The 12,656-nt window shown below is 60.2% G+C and carries 13 protein-coding genes; 12 read left to right on the top strand and 1 reads right to left on the bottom strand.

Annotated features, from left to right (window positions below; all coding sequences use genetic code 11):
- The first annotated feature begins 11 nt into the window (after positions 1–11).
- The 10 genes from WA302_RS17800 (at position 12) to WA302_RS17755 (ending at position 9,679) form a co-directional block, all read left to right on the top strand.
- Entirely contained in the window at positions 12–1,112 is a 1,101-nt protein-coding gene (locus tag WA302_RS17800) for an ABC transporter substrate-binding protein (RefSeq protein WP_043142668.1), read from the top strand.
- Positions 1,109–1,984: an SMP-30/gluconolactonase/LRE family protein gene (locus WA302_RS17795; protein WP_025304164.1), complete on the top strand. Its 876-nt coding sequence runs from the start codon at positions 1,109–1,111 to the stop codon at positions 1,982–1,984. The genes WA302_RS17800 and WA302_RS17795 overlap by 4 nt, the downstream gene beginning before the upstream one ends.
- 256 nt (positions 1,985–2,240) lie before the next feature.
- Positions 2,241–3,239, top strand: coding sequence for a 3-dehydro-L-gulonate 2-dehydrogenase (yiaK, locus tag WA302_RS17790; RefSeq protein ID WP_043142670.1), 999 nt, complete (start codon positions 2,241–2,243; stop codon positions 3,237–3,239).
- Between the two features lie 13 nt (positions 3,240–3,252).
- A complete protein-coding gene (locus WA302_RS17785) occupies positions 3,253–3,726 on the top strand; it encodes a YhcH/YjgK/YiaL family protein (RefSeq protein WP_025304166.1) in 474 nt (157 codons plus the stop codon).
- A gap of 122 nt (positions 3,727–3,848) precedes the next feature.
- A complete protein-coding gene (locus tag WA302_RS17780; protein WP_089181258.1) occupies positions 3,849–5,144 on the top strand; it encodes an MFS transporter in 1,296 nt (431 codons plus the stop codon).
- On the top strand, positions 5,144–6,634 hold the full coding sequence (locus WA302_RS17775) for an FGGY-family carbohydrate kinase (protein ID WP_089181259.1): 1,491 nt from the start codon (positions 5,144–5,146) through the stop codon (positions 6,632–6,634). Before WA302_RS17780 ends, WA302_RS17775 begins: the two co-directional genes overlap by 1 nt.
- Positions 6,631–7,287, top strand: a complete 657-nt coding sequence (ulaD, locus tag WA302_RS17770) for a 3-keto-L-gulonate-6-phosphate decarboxylase UlaD (protein ID WP_043142675.1) — start codon at positions 6,631–6,633, stop codon at positions 7,285–7,287. The genes WA302_RS17775 and ulaD overlap by 4 nt, the downstream gene beginning before the upstream one ends.
- A gap of 1 nt (position 7,288) precedes the next feature.
- Positions 7,289–8,149: an L-ribulose-5-phosphate 3-epimerase gene (locus WA302_RS17765; RefSeq protein WP_336064645.1), complete on the top strand. Its 861-nt coding sequence runs from the start codon at positions 7,289–7,291 to the stop codon at positions 8,147–8,149.
- Positions 8,143–8,838: an L-ribulose-5-phosphate 4-epimerase gene (gene araD / locus WA302_RS17760; protein WP_025304171.1), complete on the top strand. Its 696-nt coding sequence runs from the start codon at positions 8,143–8,145 to the stop codon at positions 8,836–8,838. Before WA302_RS17765 ends, araD begins: the two co-directional genes overlap by 7 nt.
- Before the next feature lie 142 nt (positions 8,839–8,980).
- On the top strand, positions 8,981–9,679 hold the full coding sequence (locus tag WA302_RS17755; RefSeq protein WP_167324589.1) for an RluA family pseudouridine synthase: 699 nt from the start codon (positions 8,981–8,983) through the stop codon (positions 9,677–9,679).
- Between the two features lie 7 nt (positions 9,680–9,686).
- Here WA302_RS17755 and WA302_RS17750 read toward each other — a convergent pair whose 3' ends face one another.
- Positions 9,687–10,226, bottom strand: coding sequence for a DUF2058 domain-containing protein (locus WA302_RS17750; RefSeq protein ID WP_025304173.1), 540 nt, complete (start codon positions 10,224–10,226; stop codon positions 9,687–9,689).
- A 317-nt stretch (positions 10,227–10,543) separates the two neighbouring features.
- On the opposite strand from WA302_RS17750, the gene WA302_RS17745 reads away from it, so the two are divergent.
- Both WA302_RS17745 and WA302_RS17740 read left to right on the top strand, forming a co-directional pair.
- Positions 10,544–11,521: a DUF1852 domain-containing protein gene (locus tag WA302_RS17745; RefSeq protein WP_336064644.1), complete on the top strand. Its 978-nt coding sequence runs from the start codon at positions 10,544–10,546 to the stop codon at positions 11,519–11,521.
- 25 nt (positions 11,522–11,546) lie between these two features.
- Complete coding sequence (locus WA302_RS17740; protein WP_025304175.1) at positions 11,547–12,578, top strand: methionine synthase; 1,032 nt, start codon at positions 11,547–11,549, stop codon at positions 12,576–12,578.
- The last annotated feature ends 78 nt before the right edge of the window (positions 12,579–12,656 follow it).

Here is a 12,656-nt window from a genome sequence, read left to right as displayed (position 1 = left end):
AGGAGCACACCATGAAACGCATTTGGCTGTTACCGGGGTTCACCACATTCTTGCTCGCCGCATCGCCGGTCTGGGCCGACGCCTATCTCGATCAGGCCACCGCCGCCGTGGCGAAGGCTACCGCCAGCGCCACCCAGTGGGACGGCCCCACCAGCGGCCCGCAGTTGCAGGCCAACAAGAAGATCATTTTTATCGCCTCCGACATGAAGAACGGCGGCGTGCAAGGGGTGCAACAGGGGCTGAGCGAAGCGGCGAAAGCCGCCGGCTGGAAGCTGGAAACGCTCGACGGCGGCGGCTCGGTGAAAGATCAGCTGGCATCGCTCAATCAGGCCATCGCCCAAAAACCGGACGGCATCGTGATCGGCGGCTGGAACCCTAACGTCGCCAAGATCCCGCTGAAAAAGGCCGTACAGCAGGGCATCGTGCTGACCGCCTGGCATGCGGTGCCGGAACCGGGCCCCATCGCCAAATACAATGTGTTCTATAACGTCACGTCGGATTCCAACGAAGTGGCGCGCATCGCCGCGCAATACGCGGTGGTGCAGTCCGGCGGCAAGGCGAGCGTGTTGATCTTCACCGACTCGCTGTACCAAATCGCCTTGGACAAGGCCAACGTCATGAAAGAAGAGATCGCCAAATGCAGCGGCTGTACGCTGCTGGAATTCATCGACACGCCGCTGGCAGATACCGCCAACCGCATGCCGGCAATGACCTTCAGCCTGCTGCAGAAGTACGGCGACAAATTCCAATATGCGCTGGCGATCAACGATCTGTACTTCGACTTTATGGCGCCGGCGCTGAAAACCGCCGGCAAAGGCGGCAAGAACGCGCCTTACAACGTGTCGGCCGGCGACGGTTCAATCTCCGCTTACCAGCGTATCCGCTCGGGCGACAGCCAGTCGGCGACGGTGCCGGAGCCCTTGAAGCTGCACGGTTGGCAACTGCTGGACGAATTCAACCGCGCCTTCGCCAAGCAGCCGCCTTCCGGCTACGTCACCCCGGCGCATCTGGTCACCCGCGACAATATCGCCGCCGACGGCGGCGCCAATAACCTGTATGACCCGCAAAACGATTACCAGGGCCATTACAAAGCGATCTGGGGCGTGAAGTGAACGGCGGCATTCGGCATTCATTGCGCACGCACGCTCAGCTCGAGCGCTTGTGCTCACCGGCGATTTGGGCCGAAGGGCCGGTCTGGCTGCCGCAAGAGGATGCGGTGGTGTTCAGCGACGTGAAAGGCAATCGCATGTTCCGCTGGTCGCGCCGGGGTGAGCTAAGCCTATACCGCTCGCCGTCGCACTACGCCAACGGCAATGCGCGCGACGGCGAGGGGCGTGTGGTCAGCTGTGAACACGGGCGGCGCGGCATCAGCCGCACCGAAAGCGATGGCGAAGTGCGCCTGTTGATCGACCGCGTCGACGGCAAGCGCTTTAACTCGCCGAACGACGTGGCGGTGTGTTCCGACGGCACCCTGTGGTTCACCGATCCGCCCTACGGCATCATCGGCGACGAAGAGGGTTACAAATCGGAAAGCCAGGTGATCGGCTGCTATCTCTACAGCTTCGATCCGCGCGACGGTTCGCTGACCATCGCCGCCTGCGACCTGCAGCGCCCGAACGGCCTGGCGTTTTCACCGGATGAAAAATGGCTGTACGTGGCGGACATGTCGATCGTGGATTTTCCGACGCTGGGCCGCCGCGAGCTGCGCGTCTATGCGGTCAACGGTCGCGAGCTGGAAGCCGGCCGCCGTTTTGCAACCGTGGAACCCGGTTTCCCGGACGGCTTCTGCGTCGATCGGGCCGGCAATCTGTTTTGCAGCTGCGCCGACGGCGTGCTGGTCTTCGATCCAGAGGGGCGACAGATCGACAAAATCAACGTGCCGGAACGCGTCTCCAATTGTACCTTCGGCGGCCCGAACGGCGATGAACTCTATATCACCGCCACCACCTCGCTCTACCGCATGGTGCTGAACACCCGCGGTTAACCGGGGTCCCGCAAGACGCAGGGTGGGTTTTGATCCGCCCTGCTTTGTCACGTCTGAAGCACGCCATCTCCACCAAAACGTGGCGGCGATCACAAAATCACCACTCAATTTTAACGTCATGTTTTTCATGAATAATTTTACTCCCCCTTGCTTTGACTTCCCTGAATCGCCGGGATAGCATTTATTTGAAATGCAATTTCGCATATTGAAATTTAGCGAACCAAAAACAGACGATTCGCACAGGCGGAGAACCGGCATGAGAGTGAGTTACAGCGAGTTAAAACAGCAATTCAAACGCGTGCTGCTGGCGCGCGGCGTGGCGGAACCTATCGCCGACGACTGCGCCGGCATGTTCGCCGACACCACCGCCAGCGGCGTTTACTCCCACGGCGTTAACCGCTTTCCGCGCTTTATTCAGCAGCTGGACGCCGGCGATATCGTGCCGGACGCCGAACCCAGCAAACTGTTGTCTCTGGGGGCGATCGAGCAATGGGATGCGCACCAGGGCATCGGCAACCTTACCGCCCGCCGCATGATGGATCGCGCCATGCAGTTAGCCGACGAGCATGGCATCGGCCTGGTGGCGCTGCGCAACGCCAACCATTGGATGCGCGGCGGCGGTTACGGCTGGCAGGCGGCGGAGAAAGGCTATATCGGCATTTGCTGGACCAACTCGATCGCCGTGATGCCACCGTGGGGCGCCAAAACGTGCCGTATCGGCACCAACCCGCTGATCGTCGCCGTGCCCGGCAACCCGATCACCATGGTGGACATGTCGATGTCGATGTTTTCCTACGGCGCGCTGGAGCTGAACCGGCTGGCGGGCAAAACCCTGCCGGTGGACGGCGGCTTCGACAACGACGGCCGCCTGACCCGCGATCCGGCCACCATCGAAGAGAACCGGCGCATTTTGCCGATGGGGTATTGGAAGGGATCGGCACTGTCGATCGTGCTGGACATGATCGCCACCCTGCTGTCCGGCGGCGCCTCGGTGGCGGAAGTGACGGAAGATCACCGCGACGAATACGGCGTCTCGCAGGTGTTCATCGCAATTGAGATAGATCGGTTGATCGACGGCGACAGCCGCGATCAAAAACTGCAGCGCATCATGGATTACGTCACCAGCGCCGAACGGGACAACCCCGACGTCGCCATTCGCCTGCCGGGCCACAAGTTCCCGCGCATTCTGGAAGAAAACCTGCGCGACGGCATTCCGGTTGACGAACGAGTCTGGGCGCGCATTCAGGCGCTGTAACGGGAGGATCATCATGATATTCGGCCACATCGCCAACACCGCGCCCGAGCAGTACCCGACGCCGGTCGCCAACGCCGTCGCCTATTTGCAGCGCACCGATTTCAGCGTCTTGCCCGCAGGGCGCTATGAAGATCCCGCCACCGGCTACGTGGTGCAAGTGCTGGATCTGCATACCCAACCACCGGATGCGCTACGCCCGGAAGTCCACCGGCAAAACGTCGACGTGCAGTTTCTGGTCAGCGGTACCGAGCTTATCGGCGTAGCGGCGGACAACGGCGACAACGTCATTCATCAGGAGCTGCTGGCGCAGCGCGACATCCTGTTTTATCAGGACGTGGCCGACGAATCCTGGCTCACGATGCGCCCCGGCAACTTCGCGGTATTTTTTCCGCAGGACGTGCATCGCCCGGCCTGCATTAACCAACGCCCCTGCGCGATACGCAAGGTGGTGGTGAAGATACCGCTGGCGTCGTTTAGCGCCCGATAGACGCAGCACCCGTAACGATAACAACACCGGTCCATGAGGCCTGTGCGGGCGCCCTTGCGCCCAAATTAAGCAAAACAATAACGCCCGACCCTACAAAAAAGTGAACATCGAAAGAGGTCCTTATGAATACAGCCTCCGTTTCCGTCAGCCAAAGCCAGGCTATTCCCAAGCTCCGCTGGCTGAGGATCGTGCCGCCGATCCTCATCACCTGCATCATTTCTTACATGGATCGGGTCAACATCGCCTTCGCCATGCCCGGCGGCATGGATGACGAACTCGGCATCACCGCCTCGATGGCCGGGCTGGCCGGCGGCATCTTCTTTATCGGTTACCTGTTTCTGCAGGTGCCCGGCGGCAAGCTGGCGGTATACGGCAACGGCAAGAAATTCATCGGCTGGTCACTGTTGGCCTGGGCGGTGATCTCGGTGCTGACCGGGCTGGTCACCAATCAGTACCAGCTGCTGTTCCTGCGCTTCGCCCTCGGCGTTTCCGAAGGCGGCATGCTGCCGGTGGTGCTGACCATGATCAGCAACTGGTTCCCGGATAAGGAGCGCGGCCGCGCCAACGCCATCGTCATCATGTTCGTGCCGATCGCCGGGATTCTCACCGCCCCGCTGTCGGGTTGGATCATCACCGCCTGGGACTGGCGCATGCTGTTTCTGGTGGAGGGCGCTCTGTCGCTGGTAGTCATGGCGCTGTGGTACTTCACCATCAGCAACCGGCCGCAGGAAGCCAAATGGATCTCGCAGGCGGAAAAAGAGTATCTGGTAAAGACCCTGCACGACGAACAGCTGCTGATCAAAGGAAAAACGGTGCGCAACGCCTCGCTGCGCCGGGTGCTGGGCGACCGGATCATGTGGCAGCTGATCCTGGTGAATTTTTTCTACCAGACCGGTATCTACGGCTACACCCTGTGGCTGCCGACCATTTTGAAAGGGCTGACCCACGGCGATATGGAGCAAGTGGGCCTGCTGGCTATCTTGCCCTATATCGGCGCCATCTTCGGCATGCTGATCATCTCCACCCTCTCCGATCGCACCGGTAAGCGCAAAGTCTTCGTCGCCCTGCCGCTGGCCTGCTTTGCCGCCTGCATGGCGCTGTCGGTGCTGCTGAAGGAGCACATCTGGTGGTCTTACGCTGCGCTGGTCGGCTGCGGCGTATTCATTCAGGCGGCGGCCGGGGTGTTCTGGACCATCCCGCCCAAATTGTTCAACGCCGAAGTGGCCGGCGGCGCACGTGGCGTGATCAATGCGCTGGGCAACCTCGGCGGCTTTTGCGGCCCGTATATGGTCGGCGTCCTGATCAGCCTGTTCAACAAGGATGTCGGCGTCTACAGCCTGGCAGCCTCGCTGGCGATCGCCTCCGTGCTGGCGTTGATGCTGCCCAATAAATGCGACCACAGCGCGAGGAGCGAATGATGGAATATTGGCTGGGGCTCGACTGCGGCGGTACCTTCATCAAGGCGGGATTATACGACCGCAGCGGCCATGAACACGGCGTTGCGCGGCGCAATCTAGCGATCGTCGCGCCGCAGCCCGGCTGGGCCGAGCGCGATATGGCATCGCTGTGGCGCACCGCCGCCGACGTGATCCGTGAAGTGCTGTCCGCTAGCGGCGTCGCCGCCGGCGCCATCCAGGCCATCGGCATCTCGGCGCAGGGTAAGGGGGCGTTTCTGCTGGATAAGCAGGGGCAGCCGCTGGGCAACGCCATGCTCTCTTCCGATCAGCGCGCGCTGGCGCTGGTGCAGGAATGGCAGCGACAGGGCGTGCCGCAGGCGCTGTATCCGCAAACGCGCCAAACGCTGTGGACCGGGCACCCGGTCTCGCTGCTGCGCTGGCTGAAGCGGCATCAGCCGGAACGTTACGCCCGCATCGGGAGCGTGCTGATGGCGCACGACTACCTGCGCTATTGCCTGACCGGCGAGCTGGCCTGCGAAGAAACCAATATCTCCGAATCCAACCTGTATCAGATGCGCAGCGGACGCTATGACCCGGCGCTGGCGCAGCTGCTGGGTATCGGCGACATCATGCCCGCCCTGCCGACGATCGTCGGTTCGGCCGAGATCGCCGGGCGCGTCGAGGCAAACGCCGCGGCCATCACCGGCCTGCAAACCGGCACTCCGGTGGTCGGCGGGTTGTTCGACGTGGTGTCCACCGCGTTGTGCGCCGGCCTGCAGGACGAAACCCGGCTCAACGCGGTGATGGGGACCTGGTCGGTCACCAGCGGCATCACCGACGCCATCATCGAGGGTTTCGATCATCCCTTTGTCTATGGCCGCCACGCCGAAAACGGCCAATACATCGTGCACGAAGCCAGCCCCACTTCCGCCGCCAACCTGGAGTGGTTCTGTCACCAATGGGGGCTGCAGGACTACGACCAGCTTAACCGCTGGGTCGCCGCCCTGCCGAAAGCCGCCGGCGATCTGCTGTTCGCCCCTTTCCTGTATGGCTCCAACGCCGGCCTGGGGCTGAGCGCCAGCTTCTACGGCCTGCAGGCCTTCCACCAGCGCGAGCACCTGGTGCAGGCGATCTACGAAGGCGTGGTGTTCTGCCACATGACGCACCTTAACCGTATGCGCCGGCGTTTCCCTGAGGCGCAGGCGCTGCGCGTGACCGGCGGCCCCGCCAAATCCCGCCCCTGGATGCAAATGTTCGCCGACGTCAGCGGCCTGCCGGTTGAGCTGCCGCAGGTGGAAGAAACCGGCTGTCTGGGCGCGGCGATGGCGGCCATGGTCGGCAGCGGCGTCTTCAACGATTTCACCGCCGCCCAGCACCGGCTGGCGCCGCGTATCGAGCGGCTGCTGCCTGATGCGGCCGCCGCCGAAGCTTACGACCACAAACACCAACGTTATCAGGCGCTGATTGCTGCATTGCAAAATCTGCAGCCCGCCAACAAGGAGGCCCCATGAGCACGAAACCGCGCCTGCAGCTGGCGCTCGATCAAACCCGTTTGGATACGGCGCTGCGCACCGCCGAGACCCTCAGCCCCCATGTGGACATCATCGAGGCCGGTACCATTTTGTGCATCAGCGCCGGTATTCAGGCGGTTAGCGCGCTGCGTGAACGCTGTCCGCAGCACACGCTGGTGGCCGATCTCAAGGTGGCCGACGCCGGTGCGACGCTGGCCGATCAGGCCTTCGGCCAGGGTGCGGACTGGATGACGGTGATCTGCGCCGCGCCGTTGGCCACCATGGCCAGCGCGCGGGAGGTCGCCGAGCGTCACGGCGGTGAAATCCAGATCGAACTGTTCGGCCGCTGGACATTGGAGGATGCGCGGCAATGGCGCGGCCTCGGCATTCGTCAGGCGATCTATCACCGCGGCCGCGACGCGCAGGCCAGCGGGCAAACCTGGGGCCGGCAGGATCTGGATCGGATGAAGGCGCTGTCCGATCTGGGCATCGAGCTGTCGGTGACCGGCGGCATCACGCCCGCCGACCTGCAGCTGTTTAAAGAAATCGCCGTCACCGCCTTTATCGCCGGCCGCGCGCTGGCCGAGGCCGGCGATCCGCCGGCCGCCGCCAGGCAGTTCCGCACCGCCATCGATGACATCTGGAGATCATGATATGCGTCAGCACCCGTTGGGAATTTACGAGAAAGCGCTGCCGAAACACCTGAGCTGGCCCGAACGCCTGGCGCTGGCCAAGGCCTGCGGCTTCGACTTCGTCGAAATGTCGGTGGACGAAAGCGATGAACGTCTGGCGCGCCTGAGCTGGAGCAAGGCGCAGCGCCTGGCGCTGGTGGACGCCATGCTGGAAACCGGCATCCGCATTCCGTCGATGTGCCTCTCCGGCCACCGGCGCTTTCCGTTTGGCAGCCACGATCCGGCGCTGCGACAGCGCGCCTTCGACGTGATGGAACAGGCCATTCAGCTGGCCAAAGATGTCGGTATCCGGACGATCCAGCTGGCCGGCTACGACGTGTATTACGAAGAGCAGGACGAGGGGACGCTGGCGCGCTTTAGCGAAGGCATGCAGTGGGCGGTAGACCGTGCCGCCGCCGCCCAGGTGATGCTGGCGGTGGAAATTATGGACACCGCCTTTATGAACTCGATCGCTAAATGGAAAGCCTGGGACGCCCTGCTGGCCTCGCCGTGGTTCTCGGTGTATCCAGACGTCGGCAACCTCAGCGCCTGGGGCAATGACGTGCCGCGCGAGCTGGAGCTGGGCATCGATCGCATCGCCGCCATTCACCTGAAAGACACCTACCCGGTCACCGCCACTTCGCCGGGGCAATTCCGCGACGTGCCGTTTGGCGAAGGCTGCGTCGACTTCGTCGAGGTGTTTCGCACGCTGCAGCGCCTCAATTACCGCGGCGCATTCCTGATTGAGATGTGGACCGAAAAAGCCGAGGAGCCGGTGGCCGAGATCGTTCAGGCCCGCCGCTGGATCGAACAGAAAATGCAACAAGGGGGCATAACATGCTGACTCAGTTAAAACAACAGGTGCTGGAGGCCAATCTCGATCTGCCGCGCCATAAGCTGGTGACCTTTACCTGGGGCAACGTCAGCGCGGTGGATCGCGAACGCGGTCTGGTGGTGATCAAGCCTTCCGGCGTTGAATACGAGCATATGACGGCGGAGGATATGGTGGTGGTCGATCTGGCCAGCGGCCGCACCGTCGAGGGGGCAAAAAAACCGTCGTCGGACACCGCCACCCATCTGGCGCTGTACCGCGAATTTGCCGATATCGGCGGCATCGTCCACACCCATTCGCGCCACGCCACCATCTGGGCGCAGGCCGGGCTGGACATCCCCGCCTGGGGAACCACCCACGCCGACTATTTTTATGGCGCTATCCCCTGCACTCGCCTGATGACCCAGGATGAAATTGAGCACGATTACGAACTGGAAACCGGCAACGTGATTATCGAAACCTTCCGCCAGCGCGATATCAATCCCAACGCGATCCCGGCGGTACTGGTCAATGCCCACGGCCCCTTCGCCTGGGGCAAAGACGCCCACAACGCGGTGCATAATGCGGTGGTGCTGGAAGAGATCGCCTACATGGGCATTTTCTCGCGCCAGCTGACGCCGGGCATTCACAGCATGCAGCGCGAGCTGTTGGACAAACACTACCTGCGCAAACACGGCCAAAACGCCTACTACGGGCAGTAGAGCGCCGGGGACTTAACCGTGGCACCCGATGCTTTGCCGCATCGGGTGCCAACGGGCATGAGCCGCAGTGTAACGAAAACCGCATTCGCTCATCGACGCGAAATTCGCTATCATCCGCCCCCACCCACCAGCCGGCCGCCCGATGTCTACGATCACCGATACCTTTATTGCCCCGCCATGCCATGACCCAATAGAGATCCTCTATCAGGACGATCATCTGGCGCTGATCAATAAGCCGGCCGGGCTGCTCAGCCTCTCGGGCAAGAATCCGCAGAATCTCGATTCGGTACACCACCGGCTGGTACAGATCTTCCCCGGCTGCGCCCTGGTGCACCGCCTGGATTTCGGCACGTCCGGGTTGATGGTGGTGGCCCGCAACAAGGCCGCCAACGCCGCGCTCTGCCGGCAGTTCAGCGAGCGCACCGTCAGCAAAGTGTACAGCGCGCTGCTGTGCGGCCATCTGGCGAATAACGAAGGGGTCATAGACGTGGCGATCGCCAAAGATCCGGCGCTGTTCCCGCTGATGTCGATTTGCGCCCTCCACGGCAAGCCCGCCCGCTCCCGCTATCGGGTCGTCGAGCGTTTTTATCGTGAAACGGAAGGCGGGATCCCGCTGCCGCTGACGCGGGTGCAGCTCACCCCGGAGACCGGGCGCACCCACCAGCTGCGTATTCACAGCCGGCAGTTGGGCCACCCTATTTTAGGCTGCGATCTGTACGGCGGGCGCCTGCTGCCGGGTACCGAACAGACGCCGCGGCTGATGCTGCACGCCAGCGAGCTGGACTTTGTGCACCCCATCAGCGGAGAGCGGATCGCCGCTCGTCACGCCGCGCCGTTCTGAACGCGGCTTACCACATCAAATCGTCGGGCACTTTAAAGTCGGCGTACGGATCGTCTTCATCCTGCTCTTCCTGACTCAGCGCACTGTGCAGCACAATGCTGGCCGCATCGCGCTGCGCGATTTTATCGGCGACGCTCGCGGGGATAATCGCGTATTCACACTCTTCCCGGTTCTCGACCACCAAGCGGGCAATGGCGAGGCGGCCATTGATCAGCTGAGTCTGCGTCGCCTTATCCACCAGGATTTTCTTGATCAGGTTGCCGTCGGTGAAGTTGAAACCGATATCACCTTTCGCCAGAACGATGCGGTTCATCTCGATCAGTTGCTTCACCTGCGCCTTGTATTCTTTGGACAGCGCGGCTTGCTTTTGCTGCTCGTTCAGCGCTTTATCGCGCTCAAGCTGCGCCTTTTTATTCTCTTCCACCGCCTCTCTGGCCTCACGGGCCTGAACGCGTGATTTTTTAGCCGTTCTTTGGACTTTGGCCATTTTCTTGCTGGTTACCAAGCCCGCTTTGAGCATCTGCTCTTGTAAGGTGAGTTTTGTCATGTTCGTGTCTGAAGCCGTGGGATCATGGGGGGATTATACCCGTAATTTTTCAGGCTGCACCAGGTTGCCGGCCCGGTACGTTGGCGGTTTGCGCTGCAGAGCAACGGCGATAAACCGCCCCGAACGCCAGATCATGAATAGCGCTCATGTGGTAATGAAATTAAGTCTCTTTCACTCCCTGCGGGACTCTGGCAAAAATAGACCTCATTAACGACAGACAATATGAAATCGGCTGAATGAAAAAAAGAGAAAAACAACCCATTGAAAGAAATGGATAAATCCAGCCGTCATACCATATAACAGGATGCTATAAGACGATGAATAGAGACTTTACCTTTACGATTAAGAGCAGTTCTTTCAATGAAGATTATAACCCTTCTGAAAGTACGCGTATCACCACCAACTTCGCCAATTTGGCCAGAGGGGAAAACCGCCGGGAGAACCTGCGCAATACGCTGGTGATGATTAACAACCGCTTCAATACGTTGGCGCATTGGGATAACCCCAAGGCCGATCGCTATTCGGTCGAGCTTGAAATCATCTCGGTTGAGATGCGCGTTGAAGATCAGGGTGCCAGCTTCCCGGTGATCGAAATCCTGAAAACCAACATCATTGATAAAAAAACGCAAAAGCGTATCGAGGGCATCGTTGGGAACAATTTCTCCTCTTACGTGCGCGACTACGACTTTAGCGTCTTGCTGCCGGCGCACAATAAAAACACGGCGGAATTTACCATTCCGGATGATTTCGGCGATTTGCACGGCAATATCTTTAAGCACTTCGTCAATTCAAACGAATACCATGAAAATTTCAGCAAACCGCCGGTGATCTGCCTCAGCGTGTCCAGCAAAGACACCTACCATCGGACGGGCAATCAACACCCGGTGTTGGGCGACGAGTATCGGCAAGACGGCGCTTCGCTGACCGACCAGTATTTTAAAAAAATGGGCCTGCAGGTGCGCTACTTCATGCCGAAAAATAGCGTCGCGCCCCTGGCGTTTTATTTCCCCGGGGATTTGCTGAGCGATTACACCGATCTGGAACTGATCGGCACCATCAGCACGATGGAGACCTTCCAGAAAATTTATCGGCCTGAAATTTACAATGCCAACTCGGCGGCGGGGCAATGCTATCAGCCAAGCCTGAATAACCAGGATCATTCATTAACCAAGATTGTTTACGATCGCGAAGAGCGTAGCCAGTTAGCGATTGAGCAGGGGAAATTTACGGAAGAGCAATTTATCAAACCCTATAAACCTCTTCTTGAGCAATGGTCTGCTCACTACGCGCTTTGATTCACTCAAATACAGGTCATCTATTATGAAAATATTGCTCCCTACGTCGACCGCCGGCAGCTTGCCCAAACCTGTCTGGCTGGCCCAACCGGAAACCCTGTGGTCGCCTTGGAAATTGCAGAATGAAGAATTAATCGAAGGGAAACAGGACGCCTTGCGTTTGTCGCTGGCAGAGCAACAACAGGCCGGCATCGATATCGTCAGCGATGGCGAGCAAACGCGCCAGCACTTCGTCACGACGTTTATCGAACACCTCAGCGGCGTCGATTTCGAGAAACGCGAAGTGGTTAAAATCCGCAATCGCTACGAGGCGAGCGTGCCAACCGTTGTGGGGGCGGTCTCGCGCCAAAAACCCGTTTTCGTTGAAGACGCCAAATTTTTACGCCAGCTGACCAAGCAGCCGATTAAATGGGCCCTGCCGGGGCCGATGACCATGATCGACACGCTTTATGACAACCACTATAAAAGCCGCGAGAAATTGGCCTGGGAGTTCGCCAAGATCCTCAATCAGGAAGCTAAAGAGCTCGAGGCCGCCGGCGTCGACATTATTCAGTTTGATGAGCCCGCATTTAACGTGTTCTTTGACGAGGTGAATGACTGGGGCATTGCCGCCCTGGAAAGAGCCATTGAAGGGCTTAAGTGTGAAACCGCCGTACATATCTGCTATGGATATGGGATTAAAGCCAATACCGACTGGAAAAAGACGCTGGGCTCGGAATGGCGGCAATATGAAGAGGCGTTTCCGAAACTGCAAACGTCCAACATCGATATCATCTCCCTGGAGTGCCATAACTCGCACGTGCCGATGGATCTGCTTGAACTGATCCGCGGCAAAAAGGTGATGGTCGGCGCCATCGACGTAGCGAATCATGCCGTTGAGACGCCGGAAGAAGTGGCCGCTACGCTGCGCAAAGCGCTGCAGTTTGTCGATGCCGACAAGCTCTATCCGTCGACCAACTGCGGCATGGCCCCCCTGCCCCGTCAGGTCGCCCGCGGCAAGCTGAATGCGTTAAGCGCAGGTGCCGAGATCGTGCGCCGAGAGCTGTTAGCCAAATAACCTTGCCAGCGCCCGCCACAGGCACCTCCTGTGGCGGGCGATTATCATCAATTCCCCCTCCCCGCAACGTCCCCGCTC

Origin of the sequence: Serratia sp. 201, from assembly GCF_037027545.1 — a bacterium.
GTDB lineage: Bacteria > Pseudomonadota > Gammaproteobacteria > Enterobacterales > Enterobacteriaceae > Serratia > Serratia bockelmannii.
Note: the sequence above shows the minus strand (reverse complement) of the source record. Positions and strands in the feature narration are given on the sequence as shown.

What these genes read in the sequence shown, in the direction of transcription:
- WA302_RS17800 (WP_043142668.1), top strand. Translation starts at nt 12, where the DNA reads ATGAAACGCATTTGGCTGTTACCGGGGTTCACCACATTCTTGCTCGCC.
- yiaK (WP_043142670.1), top strand. Translation starts at nt 2,241, where the DNA reads ATGAGAGTGAGTTACAGCGAGTTAAAACAGCAATTCAAACGCGTGCTG.
- WA302_RS17785 (WP_025304166.1), top strand. Translation starts at nt 3,253, where the DNA reads ATGATATTCGGCCACATCGCCAACACCGCGCCCGAGCAGTACCCGACG.
- WA302_RS17780 (WP_089181258.1), top strand. Translation starts at nt 3,849, where the DNA reads ATGAATACAGCCTCCGTTTCCGTCAGCCAAAGCCAGGCTATTCCCAAG.
- WA302_RS17775 (WP_089181259.1), top strand. Translation starts at nt 5,144, where the DNA reads ATGGAATATTGGCTGGGGCTCGACTGCGGCGGTACCTTCATCAAGGCG.
- ulaD (WP_043142675.1), top strand. Translation starts at nt 6,631, where the DNA reads ATGAGCACGAAACCGCGCCTGCAGCTGGCGCTCGATCAAACCCGTTTG.
- WA302_RS17765 (WP_336064645.1), top strand. Translation starts at nt 7,289, where the DNA reads ATGCGTCAGCACCCGTTGGGAATTTACGAGAAAGCGCTGCCGAAACAC.
- araD (WP_025304171.1), top strand. Translation starts at nt 8,143, where the DNA reads ATGCTGACTCAGTTAAAACAACAGGTGCTGGAGGCCAATCTCGATCTG.
- WA302_RS17755 (WP_167324589.1), top strand. Translation starts at nt 8,981, where the DNA reads ATGTCTACGATCACCGATACCTTTATTGCCCCGCCATGCCATGACCCA.
- WA302_RS17750 (WP_025304173.1), bottom strand. Translation starts at nt 10,226, where the DNA reads ATGACAAAACTCACCTTACAAGAGCAGATGCTCAAAGCGGGCTTGGTA.
- WA302_RS17745 (WP_336064644.1), top strand. Translation starts at nt 10,544, where the DNA reads ATGAATAGAGACTTTACCTTTACGATTAAGAGCAGTTCTTTCAATGAA.
- WA302_RS17740 (WP_025304175.1), top strand. Translation starts at nt 11,547, where the DNA reads ATGAAAATATTGCTCCCTACGTCGACCGCCGGCAGCTTGCCCAAACCT.